Here is a 15,973-nt window from a genome sequence, read left to right as displayed (position 1 = left end):
GCTAGCGACTGGCCAGATAGGCGTCGACCATCGGTTGGGTGACCAGTGTCACACCGTCGGCCGTGCGGCGGAACCACTGGGCGTCGAAACTGGCGTCTTCGCCTACCACCAGTCCCTCCGGAATGTTGACGCCCCGGTCGAGGACGACCTTCCTGAGCCGTGCGCCGCGCCCGATCGTGCAATAGGGCAGCACCACCGCCTCGTGCAGTTCCGAATAGGAATGGACGCGACTGCCCGTCGACAGCAGCGTCTTGGTCAGCGCGCCGCCCGAGATGATGCAGTCGCCCGAGACCAGCGAGTTCACCGCCGTGCCGCGCCGTCCGTCGAAATCGTGCACGAACTTGGCCGGCGGCGTGATCTCCGCAAAGGTCCAGATCGGCCAGTCGCGATCGTAGAGGTCGAGCTGCGGGGTCACGTCGCAGAGGTCGATATTGGCCTTCCAGTAGGCATCCACCGTCCCCACGTCGCGCCAGTACGCCACTTCCTCGTTGGGCGAGCGCACGCACGAGCGCGGGAAGCGATGGGCCCAGGCCGAGCCGTGCTTGACGATGTAGGGGATGATGTCCTTGCCGAAGTCGCGGCTCGAGCCCTCGGTCGCCGCGTCGCGGCGCAACTGCTCCATCAGGAACCGCGTCTCGAACACGTAGATGCCCATCGACGCCAGTGCATAGTCGGGCTTGTCCGGAATGCCGGGCGGGTTCTTGGGCTTTTCGACGAAATCGACGATCCGGTCGCGCCCGTCGACGGCCATCACGCCGAAGCCGGTCGCCTCCATGCGCGGCACCTCGAGGCAGCCGATGGTCACGTCGGCGCCCGTATCGACGTGCTGCCGGAGCATGATCTCGTAGTCCATCTTGTAGATGTGGTCGCCCGCCAGCAGCACGATGTAGCGCGGGCCGTAGTCCTCGATGATGTCCATGTTCTGGTACACGGCATCGGCAGTGCCCTCGTACCACTGCGTCTCGGACACGCGCTGCGAAGCCGGCAGCACGTCGAAGCTCTCGTTTCGCTCGGTGCGGAGGAAGTTCCAGCCGCGCTGCAGGTGGCGGATCAGCGAGTGCGCCTGGTACTGCGTCGCCACCGAGATGCGGCGGATGCCGGAGTTGAGCGCGTTCGACAGCGCGAAGTCGATGATGCGCGACTTGCCGCCGAAATAGACGGCCGGCTTGGCGCGCCGGTCGGTCAACTCGAACAGGCGCGTCCCGCGTCCCCCTGCCAAGACATAAGCCATCGCCTCGCGCGCCAGCGGTGATGGTGTCCGATAGTCAGCCATGCTTCCCTCCCCTAACCCGTGTTGTCCCGCTTAGGCGGGATCGTATTTCAGATACAAAGTCGACATCGGCGGCAGGTAGAGATCGGCGTACGGGCCGAGCCCCTCCACCTCGCTGGCATGGGCGGTGACCCGGCCCTGGTTGCCCTTGTTGGTGCCCCCGTACCAGCCCGCATCGGTATTGAGCCGCTCGACCCATGTTCCGGCAACGGGCATCGGCACCCGGTACTTGTCGCGCGGCATCGGGGTCATGTTCGAGATCACGACCACCGGGTCCGCGCCCGGCGCCTTGCGCGCGAAGGCGAACACCGAGTTGGCATGGTCGTTCGCGATCAGCCACTCGAAGCCCTCCGGCTCGTTGTCGCGCGCATGCAGCGCCGGCAGCTCGCGATAGAGCGCGTTGAGGTCCGTCACCAGCCGCCTGATGCCCTCGTGCGAGGGCGCATCGAGCAGCCACCAGTCGAGGCCGCGCGACTCGTTCCACTCATCGCGCTGCGCGAACTCCTGCCCCATGAACAACAGCTTCTTGCCCGGCCAGCCCCACATGAACCCGTAGTAGGAACGCAATCCTGCAAACTGAGCCCAGTCGTCGCCGCCCATCTTGCTGAGCAGCGTTCCCTTGCCGTGCACCACCTCGTCATGGCTCAGGGGAAGGATGAAGTTCTCCGCGTAAGCGTAGAGTGACGCAAAGGTCATGTCGTTGTGATGATAGCGGCGGTGGATCGGGTTGCGGCTCATGTAGCGCAGGGTGTCGTTCATGAACCCCATGTTCCACTTGAACCCGAAGCCCAGCCCACCGGCATCCACCGGCGCGCTCACCCCACTCCACGAGGTCGATTCCTCGGCGATCATCATCACGCCCGGATGCTGCGCATAGGCCTCGGTGTTCACCCGCTTGAGGAACTCGACCGCCTCGAGGTTGTGGTTACCCCCGAACTGGTTCGGCACCCACTCCCCCGGCTGGCGTGAGTAATCGAGGTAGAGCATCGAGGCCACCGCATCGACGCGAAGCCCGTCGAGATGGAAGGCCTCCAGCCAATACAGCGCGTTGTTGACGAGGAAGCTCGAAACCTCCTGGCGCCCGAAATTGTAGATCGCGGTGTTCCAGTCCGGGTGGTAGCCCTTGCGCGGATCGAGGTGCTCGTAGAGCGCCGTGCCGTCGAAACGGGCGAGCCCGTGCTCGTCGGTCGGGAAATGCGCCGGGACCCAGTCGAGGATCACCCCCAGCCCCGCCGCGTGCGCCGTGTCGACGAAGCGCGCGAACCCGGCGGGATCACCGAACCGCGCGGTCGGCGCATAGAGCCCGGTGGGCTGGTAGCCCCAGCTCGGGTCATACGGGTGCTCGGTGATCGGCAGCAGTTCGAGATGCGTGAAGCCGCTGTCGGCCGCATAGGGGATCAGCTGCTCGGCGAGCTGGTCGTAGCTCATGAACGAGCCATCCGCCCGCCGCCGCCACGAGCCCAGGTGCACCTCGTAGATCGAGACCGGCTTCCGCCGCCAGTCGGTCCTGGCGCGCTTCTCCATGTACGCCGCATCGGTCCATTCGAACGGACGCGGGTTGGCGATCACCGAGGCGGTCTTGGGCCGAAACTCAGACTGCCGCGCGAACGGATCGGCCTTCAGCGGCTGCAGCTGCCCGTTGGCGCCCACGATCTCGTACTTGTAGATCTCGCCCGGCCCGACATTGGGGATGAACACTTCCCAGATGCCGGTGTTGACGCGCATCCGCATCGGATGCCGCCGCCCGTCCCATTCGTTGAATGGTCCGACGACGCTGACCCGGCGCGCATTGGGTGCCCAGACCGCGAAATGCGTGCCGCTGACGCCCTCGAACTCCATCGCGTGGGCGCCGAGCTTGTCGAACAGCCTCAGGTGCGAGCCCTCGCCGATATAGTAGTCGTCCATCGGCCCCAGGACCGGCCCGAAACTGTAGGGGTCGAGCACGTCCCATTCGCCGCCGTCGTTGCGGGCATGGTAGCTGACCGGTATCCGGCCGCTGACCTTGACCTCGCCTTCGAAGAAACCGTCGCCGCGCGGCTGCAGCTCGCCCAGGATGCGCTGGTCGAGCGTGCGCGCCGAAACCGTCTCCGCATGTGGGATGAATGTCCGCGCCACCCACGTCTCGCCCACCTGGTGCAGGCCCAGAAGGGCGAACGGATCCGCATGGCGGCCGGCGACGATCGCCCTGATGTCGCTGTCAGCCGCCTGCCACTTCGCTTTCGTCAAGCCCTAACCCCCGATGACCGGGACATTCCAGATGTCCCTGGCGTACTGCGTGATCGTACGATCCGAGGAAAACCAGCCGACATGTGCAGTGTTCCTGATCGCCATCGAATACCATTTGCGCGGGTTGATCCAGACCTCGTCGACGCTCCGCTGCGCCGCCGCATAGGCGTCGAAGTCGCGCGCCACCATGAACCAGTCGTGGTCGTAGAGCCCGCCGATGAGATCGCGGTAGCGGTACGGGTCGTCCGGCGAGAACACGCCCGTGGCAATCGCCTCCAGCGCCTCGCGCAGCGCCGGCGAGTTGTCGATCGCCGTCCGCGGTACCTCGCTGCGGTTGCGCTTCTCGGCCACCTTGTCCGCGGTGAGCCCGAAGATCACCATGTTCTCCGGCCCCACCTGCTCCAGCATCTCGACATTGGCGCCGTCGAGCGTGCCGATGGTGATGGCGCCGTTGGCCATGAACTTCATGTTGCCGGTGCCCGAGGCCTCCATGCCGGCCGTCGAGATCTGCTCCGACAGGTCGGCCGCCGGGATGATCTGCTCGGCGAGGCTGACGTTGTAGTTGGGCAGGAACACCACCTTGAGCAGGCCGCGCACCGCCGGATCGTTGTTGATCACCTTGGCGACGTCGTTGATCAGCTTGATGATCAGCTTGGCGTTCCAGTAGCCCGGCGCCGCCTTGCCCGCGAACACCTTCACCCGAGGCACCCAGTCCTTCTCCGGATGCGAGCGGATCGCCGAGTACTGCGCCACCGCCTCGATGATGTTGAGCAGCTGCCGCTTGTACTCGTGGATGCGCTTGACCTGCACGTCGAACATGGCGTCGGGCGAAACCACGATCCCCAGCCGGTCCTTGATCACCTGCGCCAGCTTCACCTTGTTGTCGCGCTTCACCGCCGCGAACTGATCCTGGAAAGTCGGATCGTCGGCATGCCTGTCCAGGGCGGCGAGCAGCTCCAGGTTGTCCTGGAACTCCGGCCCGATCCGCTCACTGATCAGCTTGGTGAGGCCCGGGTTGCACTGCAGCAGCCATCGCCGCGGCGTCACGCCGTTGGTCTTGTTGTTGATCCGGCCCGGATAGAGCCGGTTGAGATCGGCGAACAGCGTCTTCTTCAGGAGGTCCGAGTGGAGCGCCGAGACGCCGTTGATCGAATGCGCGCCGACGAAGGCCAGCTGGCCCATGCGCACGCGGCGCCCGCCATGCTCGTCGATCAGCGACAGGTTGGCGATCTGCGCGTCGGTGAAGCCGCCCATCTCGCGCGCCTCCGCCAGCACCTGGGCGTTGATCGCGTAGATGATCTGCATCTGTCGCGGCAGCATCCGCTCCAGCAGGCCCACCGGCCAGGTCTCCAGCGCCTCGGGCAGCAGCGTATGGTTGGTGTAGCCGAACGTCGCCTTGGTGAGCTTCCAGGCAGCGGCGAACTTCATGCCGTGGACGTCGATGAGGATGCGCATCAACTCGGCGATCGAGATCGCCGGGTGCGTGTCGTTGAGCTGGATGGCCACCTTGTCGCTGAGCGAGCCGAGGTCGCCATAGGCCTGCATGTGGCGGCGGACGATGTCCTGCAGCGAGGCGGAGGAGAAGAAGAACTCCTGGCGCAGGCGCAGCTCCTGCCCCGAGGGAGTGGAGTCGGCGGGATACAGCACCCGCGTCACCGCCGCCGCCCGGGCGCTCTCCTCGAGGGCGCCGATGTGGTCGCCGGCATTGAACCTGTCGAGCAGGATGGGGTCGATCGGCTGGGCCGACCACAGGCGCAACGTGTTCACGCGCTTGCCGCGCCAGCCCACGATCGGTGTGTCGAAGGCCACTGCGAGGAGGTGCTCGGCCGGTCGCCATTCGAGGCGCGTCGAACCGTCGGGCTCGGCCACCGGCTCGACATGCCCGCCGAAGCCGATCTCGTAGCTGGATTCCCGGCGCTCGAACTCCCAGGGATTGCCGTGCGCGAGCCAGTCCTCGGGCAGCTCGACCTGCCAGCCATCGCTCATCTCCTGGCGGAACAGCCCGTGCACATAGCGGATGCCGTAGCCATAGGCCGGGATGCCGACCGTCGCCATCGACTCCATGAAGCACGCGGCAAGGCGGCCAAGGCCGCCATTGCCCAGCGCCGCATCGGGCTCGAGGTTGATCAGGTCGCCGAGATCGACATTGAAGTTCTTGAGCGCGGCGCGCACCGGCTCCATCGCGCCGATATTGCTCATCGCGTCGCGCATCAGCCGGCCGATAAGGAACTCGAGGCTCAGGTAGTAGACGCGCTTGTTCGACGTGCGCCACGTCTCGCGGCTCGACTCCATCCACTGGTCGATGATGTGGTCGCGGACCGTCAGGATCGTCGCCTTCAGCCAATCATGCGGCCGCGCGACGATCGGGTCCTTGCCGATGGAATAGATGAGGTTCTCGAGAATCTCCGCCTGCAGCGCCTCGGTAGTCAGCGCGCTCTTCTGCGGGACGGGAGCATCCAAAACGAGGGGCATTTGCGCCATTGTCGCAATCCATACGTCATTACGATGTTCCCCTCTAGAGACTCACCCTTGCATTGAATCGAACCGCTGTGAAGTCCCGATGAGAACGGTTCTAAGGCAGCCTGCCTAAACCTTGGTCGGTTTTTCCAAGCCCGATCGCACAGCGCGTGAACTGCGGTTCACACCGCACTTTACACGACCCGAGGCGTGAACTACGGTTCACACATGATCGAAGTTCGCCAGACCGAGGACTTTCGGCATTGGCTCCGGGGCCTGGCCGACGCCCAGGCGGCGAAGCGGATCGCGCAGCGCATTGTCCGCGTGTAAGCCGGACTACTGGGCGACGCCAAGTTCTTCGACGGAATCGGCGAGCTTCGTATCGATTACGGGCCGGGCTACCGGGTCTACTTCGTGCAGCGCGGCAAGGTGCTGATCGTCCTGCTCGCGGGTGGCGACAAGTCCACCCAGAGCAAGGACATCAAGCGGGCGAGGAAGCTCGCCAAGGAGGTTTGAATGGCGATCGAAACCACACTGTTCGATGCGGCGGAGTTCCTTGACGACCCGACCTCCCAGGCCGAGCTGCTGGCCGATGCCTTCGAGAGCGGCAACGCCACCTACATTGCTCAGGCTCTGGGGGTCGTGGCCAGGGCCCGCGGCATGAGCGACATTGCTCGGGAGGCCGGGGTGACGCGTGAGGCGCTGTACAAGGCACTCAGCGAACGGGGCGATCCGAAGCTGAGCACCCTGCTGGGTGTCGCGCGGGCGCTGGGCGTGAAGCTCACCGCCACGCCTTTGGCACGGAACGACTAGGCCCCTAAGCCTTCTCCTGCTCGCCCTCGGGCGCGATGATCGGCTCCGACGGCCCCGCCACCGTGCCGCTTTCGCGCGCCTGGTCTTCGGCATTGGCGATGAGCAGTTCGCGGCCGGCCATGATGCCGCCTACCATCTGCTGGCTGAAGCGCTGGCGGTCGTTCTCGCGCACCTTCTCGATGATCTCGTCGACTTCCATCGTGTCGACACCCAGTGCCCTGAGCGTCTCGGCGCCGAACTCGAGCGAGGACTCGAAGAGCTCGCGCAGCTGGTAGTCGACGCCGGCCTTCACCAGTTCCAGCGAGTGCCCGCGATCGAACGAGCGGGCGAAGACCTTGGCCAGCGGAAACTCCGACTTCACCAGCTCCACGATCCGCGTCGCCGCCTCCTTCTTGTCGACGCAGACGAGGACGAGGTCGGCCGTCCCTGCCCCGGCGGCGCGCAGGATGTCGAGCCGCGTGCCGTCGCCATAGTAGATCTTGAAGCCGAAGGTCTGCGCCACCTCGATCATCTCGACGTCGTTGTCGATGATCGAGATCGAGTGCTGGCCCTTGGCGATGAGCGGCTGGCTGGCGATCTGCCCGAAGCGCCCGAACCCGATCATCAGCACATTGCCGGTCAGCCCCTCGGGCTTCTCCACGCCTTCGAGCGACCGTGCCGGCTTGGGCAGGAACTTCAGCAGCATCGTCGAGAACGGCGTCAGCGCCATCGAGATGATGACCGTCGCCGTGAAGATGGCGCTGAGCTCGCCACTAAGCAGCCCGCTCGCGGTTGCCGTGGTGTAGAGCACGAAGGCGAACTCGCCGCCCTGCGCCATCAGCACGGCCCGCTCGAGCGCTGTCTGGTTGCTCCCGCCCAGCAGCCGGGCGAGCCCGTAGATCACCGCGCCCTTGAGCAGCATGTAGGTCAGCACCGCGAGCGCGATGAACTGCCAGTTGGCGGCCACCACCCTGAGGTCGAGCGCCATGCCGACCGCGAGGAAGAACAGCCCCAGGAGGAGGCCGCGGAACGGCTCGACATCTGCCTCGAGTTGATGCCGGAAGGTCGAGGTCGAAAGCAGCACGCCCGCCATGAAGGCGCCCATGGCCATCGACAGCCCGCCCAGTTCCATGATCAGCGCCGCGCCCAGCACCACTAGCAGCGCCGCCGCGGTCATCACCTCGCGCGCCTTCGATTCTGCGAGCAGCTTGAACACCGGGTTCAGCACCCAGCGCCCCGCGAAGATCACGGCAACGATCGAGGCCACCGCGACGCCCACGCTGATCCAGCGCTGCGTGGCGCTGACGTCTGCATCGCCCCCCGGCGAGATGAGCGCCACCGCCGCCAGCAGCGGTACGATCGCGAGGTCTTCGAGCAGCAGCACAGAGACGATCTTCTGCCCGTCCGGAGTTTGCAGCTCGCCGCGCTCGGCGAGGATCTGCATGACGATGGCGGTCGAGGTGAGCACGAAGCCGAGGCCGGCCACGAACGCCACTGCCGGCGTCAGCCCGAGGAGGAAGACGCCGGCGAGAGTGAGGACGGCGCCGCACAGCCCGACCTGCAGCACGCCGAGTCCGAATATCTCCTTGCGCAGGCCCCAGAGCTTGGCCGGCTCCATCTCGAGGCCGACGATGAACAGGAAGAGCACCACGCCCAGTTCGGCCGCGTGCAGCACCGATTGGGGATCGCTGACCACCTTGAGGCCAAACGGTCCCAGCACCAGCCCCGCCGCAAGATAGCCCAGCACCGAGCCGAGCCCCAGCCGCCGGAACAGCGGCACCGCTATGACGCCCGCGCCCAGGATCGCGGCGATCTGCACCAGGTCGATGCCGCCGTGCGCCGCCACTTCGGCCGCATGCGCAGCCACTTCGCCCGCCATCAGTCACCTCTGTCCCGTCTGGAATCTGTCAAGCGTGAGGCCAGAGTACGGGTGCGTCAAGGCTGTCCAATCGGCCAGATTGCCATCACCCGGCAGGTGCCGTCCGGGAACGGGTAGCGGCACCCTTCCGCGCCGGCTCCTTCGCGGTCTTGGGCGGTGATGGCGGTGCCGCCTTGGGCTCGGCCGCGTCCGCATCCCGGTTTGCCTTCTGCTCCAGCGCCCGGCGCACCCGCCGCGGCGGTACTGCGGTCATCGGCAGGATGTGCGTCGCCACCGAGTAGAGCACCAGCAGCGAGGGCACCGCGACAAGGCCGCCGACCGGGCCCCAGGCCCAGATCCAGAACGTCAGCGCCAGAAAGATCATGAACGGGTTGATCGTCATCGTCCGACCCAGCAGGTTCGGGGTGACGAAGTTGCCCTCGATGAAGTTGATGCCGAAGTAGAGCGCCATCGGCAGCAGCCCGCCGAACAGCCCGCCGGTGGTGCCGAGCCCGACAAGGAACAGCACCAGCGCCATGACGGCCTGCCCGATGAACGGGATGTAGTTGAGCACCGCCGCCATTGCGCCCCACAGCAGCGGCGACGGCAGGCCGACCGCCCAGGCCATGAGCGTGACGACCACCCCTACCCCCAGGTTCACCAGCGAGATGGTGAGCAGGTACTTCGACACCTTCTGCTCGACATCGCGGAACACATGCGCGGTCCGCCAGCGCATCCGCCGGCTGACGCAGAGCGAGAGCGTCGCGATGCGGATGTTGTCGCGCGTCGCGAGGAAAAAGTAGAGCGAGACGAGGAACACGCCGATCTGCGCGAGGATCGCCGGCGCCAGCATGGCGATGCCGGTGACGGCGCTGCTGTCCTGCACTGTCACTTCCATGGATGCGCCGCCGCCCAGCACGCCCTTCACCTGCTCCTGCAACGCCCCGATCGCCGCAATCGGCTCCCGCCAGTTGGCGAGTTCGGCCTGTATGCGCTGCCACACGACGGGCAGGCGCGCAGCCCACTCGCTCAGGGGCCCGTAGAACAAGGCGCCGCCGACGAGGATGCCGACGAGGAAGACAAGCACCAGGACACCGGCCGAAAGCGGTTCGGGCACCCCGCGCTGCTCCAGCATGTCGGCGACCGGGCCGAACATCAGCCCGACGGTGATGGCGAGAAACAGTGGCGCCAGGACGACCTGCGCCTCGCGCACGGCGACGAAGGCAACGACGATGCCGATGCCGACGACCGCCATCTGGGCCGCATTGCCGAGCACGCGCTCGAAATTGGTCTTGGCGATGGCGTCGTTCAGTCCCTTGCGGCGGACGGTGACCCTCTGGTTTCGCATCTTGGCTCCCATGCGATGATCATGCAGAACGCCGATGCGATGCCCCGCGTTCCGGCTAGACCGGATAGCGCAGCACGGCGGCCAGTTCCGCGCCCTCCGGCAGGTCCGCGGCCCGGACGCCGAGCACCCTGGCGCCGCTGTCGAGCGCCCGGCCGGCGATCTCGTCGATCACGCCGTAGGTCGTGGCATCATCCGTCTTGGCGAACGTCACCCCGCCATCGTCGTCCACGAGGCCGGGGATGTGGTCGTCGATATTGACCAGCATGGCCGCGACGGCACCGCGCGTGGCCGCTCGCGCCGCATCCGACACGTCCGAAGTCGCCCGCCCGGAGGAGCGCCGCTCATGGAACAGCGTGGCGAAATCGTCGATCTGGCGCCGGTAGGCTGCGTCGAGCACCGGCCGCGCCGCCTCCGCCAGTTGTCCCGGCGTCAGGCGGTCCGGCGATGTCTTGATCGTCTCGGGCAGGAGCTCGCCGAAGCTGCTCATCTCGCGGAACATCGACTCGAGCCGGCCGGTGGACGCGAGGATCAGCGGCACGTCGCTGCCGGCCACGACCGGCCGCAAGGCCCGGACTACCGCCCGCACATACTTGCCGAGCTGGACGTTCTGCTCCTCGAGCCCGCCGCCCCGGCCGTCGCTGGTGCGGTCGTTGAGCGTCGACTTGCCGACCGCGCTCGCGCCGTCCCGCGGCAAGGCATCGACACTCACCTCGCGCGCCGGCTGGTCCGGCTCGACGTCGATCAGCCGCACCGCCCCTTCCGACAGCGCCAGCACCCGCGCCACCTGCGGGAATGCCAGCGCCCTGAGCAGCGGCTTCAGGTAGAACCGGTCGGCGACATCGAGCGTCTCGGGCACGCTCGTCGCCAGCCGGAAGCTGTGGAGCTGGTCCGGCGCCGCGAGCACCAGCAGCGTGTGCGCCTGATGCGCCCAGAAATCGTCGTCCCCCGCCACGTCCTCGAGCCGGGACATCACCGCCTCGACGCGGCGCTTGTCGCGCCCCTCCAGTTGCCGCCAGACCTGCGCGATCGCGTTGCGGAAGGCGATGCGCGAGGCGCCGGTCGCTCCCGTCACCGGCGTCGTCGGCGTAACGATCGACACGCAGATGTCGGCCCTGACGGCCCTCAGCGCCGCGAACTCGGACTTGGTGGGAATGTCCACGTACAGCATCTCTGCGCCTTTCCGGATCGGTTGTCCCGGAACGACTAGCAGCGCCGGCTTCACGAGCCCTCCAGAGCCAGGACAAAAAACGCTGAGAACTTGCCTACAATTGCCCTTCGGGCGATCTTCGCCCCCCATTCCACGCCGGGTTGCGCTGTGCCGTTCCGCCACTAACATGCGCCCCGGAATCAATCTCTCAGGGGCTCGCGCTAAACCCATGGCACGCAAGATCATTATCGACACCGACCCGGGCCAGGACGATGCCGTCGCCATCCTGATGGCCCTCGCCTCGCCCCAGGACTTCGATATCCTCGGCATCGTCGCCGTCGCCGGCAACGTCAGCCTCGCGCAGAACGCCCGCAATGCGCTGAAAGTGGTCGAGCTCGCCGGCCGCAAGGACATCGCCGTCTATGCCGGCTGCGAGCGCCCCATGCGCCGCACCCTCGTCACTGCCGAGCACGTGCACGGCGAGACCGGCCTCGACGGCCCGGACCTGCCGCTGCCCAAGCTCAAGATCGAGGAGCAGCACGGCGTCGACTTCATCATCGACACGCTGATGGCGCACGAGTCCGGCACCGTGACCCTCGCGACGCTCGGGCCGCTCACCAACGTCGCCATGGCCATGGTCAAGGAGCCGCGCATCATCCCGCGCATTGAGGAGATCGTGATGATGGGCGGCGGCTATTTCGAGATGGGCAACATCACGCCCGCCGCCGAGTTCAACATCTATGTCGATCCCGATGCGGCCGATGTCGTGCTGCGCTCGGGCGTGCCGATCGCCATGCTGCCGCTCGACGTCACCCACATGATCCTGTCGACGCCCGAACGGCTCGCGAGGATCCGCGCGCTCGGCAACAAGTCCGGCGAGGCCGTGTACCAGATGCTGAGCTTCTCCGAGCGCTTCGACCTGCAGAAGTACGGCTCCAACGGCGCCCCGCTGCACGATCCCTGCGTCATCGCCTACATGCTCAAGCCCGAGCTCTTCAAAGGCCGCCACATCAACGTCGTCATCGAGACCGCCAGCGAGCTCACCGTGGGCATGACCGTTGCCGACTACTGGGGCGTCACCAGCCGGCCCAGGAACGTCATGTACCTGCGTTCCGGCGACGCCGAAGGCTTCTACGCGCTGCTGACCGAACGGCTCAGCCGCCTGCCCTGATGCCAAAGCATTGACAGTTCGGGCCCTTAGCAGCGAGTCTTCATCGTGCGGCGGGTGAGTCGCACGATGCTGCTCCGGCCGCTTATGTTGCGAGGGGCTTCATAATGGACCTTGGTTCTCTCCTGATCATCCTGATCGTTGGTGGCGTGGCCGGCTGGCTTGCCGGTCTCATCGTCAAGGGCTCGGGCTTCGGCCTGGTTGGCGACATCGTCATCGGCATCGTAGGCGGCCTGTTGGCCGGTTGGCTGCTCCCCATGATCGGGGTCAGCTTCGGCGGCCTGATCGGTTCCATCATCATGGCGGTGATCGGCGCAGTCATCCTGCTCCTGGTCATCCGCGTCATCCGTCGAGCCACCTGACGCGCCGTAAGGATAAATACCCAGGCCGGGCGCATGAGCCGCCCGTCCTGGCCTCTCCCCTGGTGGAGGACCAGGGTGCCGCCCATTTGGCTCTGCTGGGCTACTGGCTGTTTCGCCTCGTCGTCGCCGGCTTCGGCGCTCTCTACGCCGCCGCCCTGATCTGGAACGCGGTCGGCCTCACCGGCTGGTTCGGCGCCGCGACGCCGCTTTCCGGCGTGTATCTCCTGGTGCTTGGCCTGCCCTGGACGCTGGGGGCCGCCTTCTTTCCCGAACACCTGCAGCCGCTCGTCGCCGCGCTTGCGCCCGGCATCACCTTCGGCATCCTGCTCGCACTGTGCCGACCACCGGTGCGCGACTAGAAACAAAATCCCCGGCTTCCGGGACGGGAAGCCGGGGCAGTTTCCCTTCGCGACCATGCGCACGAAGGGTCAGGAGCCATCCTGAAGGGTTATCCGGCGGGCTGTGCCTCCGGGAATATCCAGCTGCCATCGAGGATTGCGGCCTGCGGCCGGTAGAGGCGCACCGTGTAGTTCCAGCCGGCCGGCGTCGACAGGCAGTTGGGCACCGTGCCGTCGCAGCCGCCGAACTGGATATCGACCGACCCGTCGGCGTTCCTCGTGGCGTTGATGTTGTTGATCGAATAGGCGTCGAACGCGTTCCGCGTGAAGAATCCCTGCCCGCCGTGGACGCTGATCGACCACAGTCCGTCCACCGGCAGGTCGGCCGGCACGTGCAGCCTGTGGATGGTCTTGCCGTCGTTCAGATCCGGGACGATCCCGAACGAGCGCACGGACCGCGCCGGGGTACCGGCCCAGCCGACCGGCGTGCCGACAAGGGTGGCTGCCGTGATCGTGCCCTGTCCGGCCGAAGCCCACGGCGCCATCCCGGTCGTGCGAGCGGCCGTCCCGTGTTTGCCATGCGCGCCCTGATCGTCGCCCAGTTCCTGGCCCATCGCGACTGCTATCAGCACTGCCGCCAGCCCGAAGGCCCCCAGCGTCATCTTCATGATGCGTCCCCTGTGAGGTTTGCTCCACGTCATTGCAGTCACGGCCCTTCTGCAGGCACCGCCTGCGGGAATGTCCAGCTGCCGTCGAGGATGGAGGCATCGGGCCGGTAGAGCCGGACCATGTAGTTCCAGCCATCATCGATCGGCAGGCAGTTCGGCACGCTGCCTTCACAGCCGCCGAAATGGATCGTCACCGATCCGTCTTCAGCCTTCTTTCCGGTCACGTTGTTGATGGAATACGCATTGAGGTCGTTGGGCGCGTAGTAGCCGTCCTTGGTGTAACGGCTCACCGACCAGAAGCCCTTGACGGGCACGTCCTTGGGCACGACCAGCTTGTAGGTTGTCGCCCCGTCGTTCTTTTCGGGCGCGACGTTGAGGTAGAGCGCACCCTCTTCCGGGTTGCCGCCCCAGGCCGAGGCTGCGCCGACGAGACGTCGTACCGGGTCCACCTCGTCCTTGGTGCCGAACATCCCCCTGGTGTCCGGCAGTTGCGCCGCCAGTGCCAGCAATGCCTGGCGCGTCGCCGCCTGGCTCGCCTGGTCCCACTGCGGCACTTCGAAGGTGCCGGGACCGCCCGGCTGCTCGACCCTCATGGCATCCTGCAGCGCGTGCACCGCCTTGAGATCCTCGGGATCGTTGGGGTCGACCAGCGTGCGGATCGCAGCGAGCGCGTAGCGCGTGCCGACGCTGTCCTTGTTCAGCGGGTAGCTGCCGGCGCCGTAGTGCAGTTCGGTCGTGTACTGGTCTTCGTTGATGACCTGCAGCGACATGAACCGATCACCGGCATCAGGCAGGATCACCGTCGCCGGTCCCGCGTCGAGGTCGAGCACCACGCCAGAGTAGAGCGTGTCCCGGTTCAACCGGATGACCGACTGGTGCGCAATGTCGGCCGGCTCCCGATGGTGCAGGAACGTTCCGAGCCCGCCGGCATCCTTCACGAGGTTGCCGATATAGAGGTCGCTCTCGGCCCGCACGAAGTTGTCCACGTTCACCGGCACCGGACCCAAGTCCCCCGTCTCCAGCGCGACGGCTCCTGCAATCATCAGTCCGGACAGGGCAAAGGCCGCGAGCGAGCGCCTCATCTCACCCCTCCACCTTCACGATGTCGGGTAACTGCCAGCTCTTGTCGAACAGCGCTTCCGTCGGCGCGTACAACCGGAACATGAGCTCGAATTCGCGCTCGGGATCGGTCGGCACCCAGTTGCTTTGCGTGAGCGTCCGGTTGTGCCAGTCGAGCGACCGGCCCCGGTTGATGACGTCTCCGACCTTGCCCGGCGTCTTGGTGAGCATCTGCTGGCGCATCAGGTCGGTATTGACCGCCGGCATGCCCCAGATGGCCGCCTCGGGTATGCGTCGCTCGATGATCGATTTCTGCACGTCCGGCGGAAGCTCGGCCTGCGCCATCGCCGGCGTGGCCATGATCGCCGACGCAAGCGTCGCGACAAGGCCGAACGGCTGGGTGTGGCTGGCGAACATACCGGCTCCTCAAATGCGTTCCACCGCCCCGGACAGGGGGCGCTCGGTTCGCGGCGAACTGGCATAAGCCAGCCGTGAGGCGCCGTGTTATGTGCGGGGGAGTAGGCGCTCCGCGCGTAAGCGCCTCCCTAACCGACTGCCATCAATCCCACCGAAGTTTTGGCAAAAATGCACCGAAAGGAGGCCGCTCTTGCCGCCCCGTGCCGCTCGGCGCTAGAAGGCAGCCGCTAGGAGCATCGCCATGGATATCGTCACCCTCGCCGCCTTCACCATCGCCTACGCCATTGCCGTGATCGTCCCCGGTCCGGGCGTCGCGGCCGTCGTCGCGCGGGCACTGGGCGGCGGTTTCCGGGCGGCATTCCCGATGGTCCTCGGCATCCTGGTCGGCGACCTCGTCTACCTCGTCTTCGCGCTGTTCGGCCTCGCCGCCATCGCCACGTGGTTCGGGCCGGTCTTCGTCATCGTGAAGTGGGCCGGCGCGCTCTACCTGCTCTACGTCGCCTGGCAGTTCTGGAGCGCCAAGCCGGGCTCCGAGCAGATCGGCGCCAAGCAGGATGCCAGCGCCTGGAAGACCTTCCTCTCGGGCTTCGCCCTCACCATGGGCAACCCCAAGACCATCGTGTTCTACCTCGCGCTGCTGCCCACCGTGATCCCGCTCGACAAGCCCATCACCGCGCTCGGCTTCCTCGAACTCACCGGTATCGTGGTGGTCGTGCTGCTCGCCATCGGTTGCGCTTATGCCGGCCTCGCCGCCGCCGCGCGCGACTTCTTCAAGTCCACCCGCGCCATCCGCGCCCTCAACCGCACCGCCGGCGTCATCATGGCGACGGCAGCGGCACTGGTCGTCGTGCGCGAGTAGGCGG

At 66.5% G+C, this 15,973-nt stretch carries 14 protein-coding genes and 1 pseudogene; 6 read left to right on the top strand and 9 right to left on the bottom strand.

Going from position 1 to position 15,973, the window contains the following annotated elements; genetic code table 11:
- Position 1 precedes the first annotated feature (1 nt).
- The 3 genes from glgC to PRN20_RS19150 are packed head-to-tail and all read right to left on the bottom strand — an operon-like array spanning position 2 to position 5,968.
- Positions 2 to 1,273 carry a glucose-1-phosphate adenylyltransferase gene (gene glgC / locus PRN20_RS19160; protein ID WP_273959243.1) on the bottom strand — a complete coding sequence of 424 codons (1,272 nt, stop codon included), beginning with the start codon at positions 1,271 to 1,273 and terminating at the stop codon, positions 2 to 4.
- A gap of 30 nt (positions 1,274 to 1,303) precedes the next feature.
- Positions 1,304 to 3,496: a 1,4-alpha-glucan branching protein GlgB gene (glgB, locus tag PRN20_RS19155; protein WP_273959242.1), complete on the bottom strand. Its 2,193-nt coding sequence runs from the start codon at positions 3,494 to 3,496 to the stop codon at positions 1,304 to 1,306.
- A 3-nt stretch (positions 3,497 to 3,499) separates the two neighbouring features.
- On the bottom strand, positions 3,500 to 5,968 hold the full coding sequence (locus tag PRN20_RS19150; protein WP_443112593.1) for a glycogen/starch/alpha-glucan phosphorylase: 2,469 nt from the start codon (positions 5,966 to 5,968) through the stop codon (positions 3,500 to 3,502).
- Positions 5,969 to 6,181: 213 nt separating this feature from the next.
- On the opposite strand from PRN20_RS19150, the pseudogene PRN20_RS19145 reads away from it, so the two are divergent.
- A pseudogene (locus tag PRN20_RS19145) lies at positions 6,182 to 6,469 on the top strand (type II toxin-antitoxin system RelE/ParE family toxin).
- Positions 6,470 to 6,766, top strand: coding sequence for an addiction module antidote protein (locus PRN20_RS19140; protein WP_273959240.1), 297 nt, complete (start codon positions 6,470 to 6,472; stop codon positions 6,764 to 6,766).
- A 4-nt stretch (positions 6,767 to 6,770) separates the two neighbouring features.
- Here the strand turns inward: PRN20_RS19140 and PRN20_RS19135 are convergent, their stop codons facing one another.
- From PRN20_RS19135 to PRN20_RS19125, 3 genes are all read right to left on the bottom strand, one after another.
- Positions 6,771 to 8,624, bottom strand: coding sequence for a monovalent cation:proton antiporter-2 (CPA2) family protein (locus PRN20_RS19135; protein ID WP_273959239.1), 1,854 nt, complete (start codon positions 8,622 to 8,624; stop codon positions 6,771 to 6,773).
- 85 nt (positions 8,625 to 8,709) lie between these two features.
- The gene (locus tag PRN20_RS19130; RefSeq protein WP_273959238.1) at positions 8,710 to 9,951 is read right to left on the bottom strand and encodes an AI-2E family transporter; all 1,242 of its coding nucleotides are present in this window, start codon (positions 9,949 to 9,951) and stop codon (positions 8,710 to 8,712) included.
- A 55-nt stretch (positions 9,952 to 10,006) separates the two neighbouring features.
- Positions 10,007 to 11,119, bottom strand: coding sequence for a baeRF11 domain-containing protein (locus PRN20_RS19125; protein WP_273959237.1), 1,113 nt, complete (start codon positions 11,117 to 11,119; stop codon positions 10,007 to 10,009).
- A gap of 208 nt (positions 11,120 to 11,327) precedes the next feature.
- Here PRN20_RS19125 and PRN20_RS19120 point away from each other — a divergent pair, with 208 nt between their 5' ends.
- From PRN20_RS19120 to PRN20_RS19110, 3 genes are all read left to right on the top strand, one after another.
- Complete coding sequence (locus PRN20_RS19120) at positions 11,328 to 12,269, top strand: nucleoside hydrolase (RefSeq protein ID WP_273959236.1); 942 nt, start codon at positions 11,328 to 11,330, stop codon at positions 12,267 to 12,269.
- A 104-nt stretch (positions 12,270 to 12,373) separates the two neighbouring features.
- Entirely contained in the window at positions 12,374 to 12,628 is a 255-nt protein-coding gene (locus tag PRN20_RS19115; RefSeq protein WP_273959235.1) for a GlsB/YeaQ/YmgE family stress response membrane protein, read from the top strand.
- Between the two features lie 86 nt (positions 12,629 to 12,714).
- Positions 12,715 to 12,987, top strand: a complete 273-nt coding sequence (locus PRN20_RS19110; RefSeq protein ID WP_273959234.1) for a hypothetical protein — start codon at positions 12,715 to 12,717, stop codon at positions 12,985 to 12,987.
- A gap of 89 nt (positions 12,988 to 13,076) precedes the next feature.
- Here the strand turns inward: PRN20_RS19110 and PRN20_RS19105 are convergent, their stop codons facing one another.
- The 3 genes from PRN20_RS19105 to PRN20_RS19095 are packed head-to-tail and all read right to left on the bottom strand — an operon-like array spanning position 13,077 to position 15,110.
- Positions 13,077 to 13,634 carry a DUF1214 domain-containing protein gene (locus tag PRN20_RS19105; RefSeq protein WP_273959233.1) on the bottom strand — a complete coding sequence of 186 codons (558 nt, stop codon included), beginning with the start codon at positions 13,632 to 13,634 and terminating at the stop codon, positions 13,077 to 13,079.
- A 38-nt stretch (positions 13,635 to 13,672) separates the two neighbouring features.
- Positions 13,673 to 14,716: a DUF1214 domain-containing protein gene (locus tag PRN20_RS19100; RefSeq protein ID WP_273959232.1), complete on the bottom strand. Its 1,044-nt coding sequence runs from the start codon at positions 14,714 to 14,716 to the stop codon at positions 13,673 to 13,675.
- A 1-nt stretch (position 14,717) separates the two neighbouring features.
- Positions 14,718 to 15,110 carry a hypothetical protein gene (locus tag PRN20_RS19095; protein ID WP_273959231.1) on the bottom strand — a complete coding sequence of 131 codons (393 nt, stop codon included), beginning with the start codon at positions 15,108 to 15,110 and terminating at the stop codon, positions 14,718 to 14,720.
- A gap of 241 nt (positions 15,111 to 15,351) precedes the next feature.
- Between PRN20_RS19095 and PRN20_RS19090 the strand changes: the two genes are divergently transcribed.
- Complete coding sequence (locus PRN20_RS19090; RefSeq protein ID WP_273959230.1) at positions 15,352 to 15,969, top strand: LysE family translocator; 618 nt, start codon at positions 15,352 to 15,354, stop codon at positions 15,967 to 15,969.
- Positions 15,970 to 15,973 lie beyond the last annotated feature (4 nt).

Source organism: Devosia sp. ZB163, assembly GCF_028613635.1.
Taxonomy (GTDB): Bacteria; Pseudomonadota; Alphaproteobacteria; order Rhizobiales; family Devosiaceae; genus Devosia_A.
Note: the sequence above shows the minus strand (reverse complement) of the source record. Positions and strands in the feature narration are given on the sequence as shown.

What these genes read in the sequence shown, in the direction of transcription:
- glgC (WP_273959243.1), bottom strand. Translation starts at nt 1,273, where the DNA reads ATGGCTGACTATCGGACACCATCACCGCTGGCGCGCGAGGCGATGGCT.
- PRN20_RS19150 (WP_443112593.1), bottom strand. Translation starts at nt 5,968, where the DNA reads ATGCCCCTCGTTTTGGATGCTCCCGTCCCGCAGAAGAGCGCGCTGACT.
- PRN20_RS19140 (WP_273959240.1), top strand. Translation starts at nt 6,470, where the DNA reads ATGGCGATCGAAACCACACTGTTCGATGCGGCGGAGTTCCTTGACGAC.
- PRN20_RS19135 (WP_273959239.1), bottom strand. Translation starts at nt 8,624, where the DNA reads ATGGCGGGCGAAGTGGCTGCGCATGCGGCCGAAGTGGCGGCGCACGGC.
- PRN20_RS19130 (WP_273959238.1), bottom strand. Translation starts at nt 9,951, where the DNA reads ATGCGAAACCAGAGGGTCACCGTCCGCCGCAAGGGACTGAACGACGCC.
- PRN20_RS19125 (WP_273959237.1), bottom strand. Translation starts at nt 11,119, where the DNA reads ATGCTGTACGTGGACATTCCCACCAAGTCCGAGTTCGCGGCGCTGAGG.
- PRN20_RS19120 (WP_273959236.1), top strand. Translation starts at nt 11,328, where the DNA reads ATGGCACGCAAGATCATTATCGACACCGACCCGGGCCAGGACGATGCC.
- PRN20_RS19115 (WP_273959235.1), top strand. Translation starts at nt 12,374, where the DNA reads ATGGACCTTGGTTCTCTCCTGATCATCCTGATCGTTGGTGGCGTGGCC.
- PRN20_RS19105 (WP_273959233.1), bottom strand. Translation starts at nt 13,634, where the DNA reads ATGAAGATGACGCTGGGGGCCTTCGGGCTGGCGGCAGTGCTGATAGCA.
- PRN20_RS19100 (WP_273959232.1), bottom strand. Translation starts at nt 14,716, where the DNA reads ATGAGGCGCTCGCTCGCGGCCTTTGCCCTGTCCGGACTGATGATTGCA.
- PRN20_RS19095 (WP_273959231.1), bottom strand. Translation starts at nt 15,110, where the DNA reads ATGTTCGCCAGCCACACCCAGCCGTTCGGCCTTGTCGCGACGCTTGCG.
- PRN20_RS19090 (WP_273959230.1), top strand. Translation starts at nt 15,352, where the DNA reads ATGGATATCGTCACCCTCGCCGCCTTCACCATCGCCTACGCCATTGCC.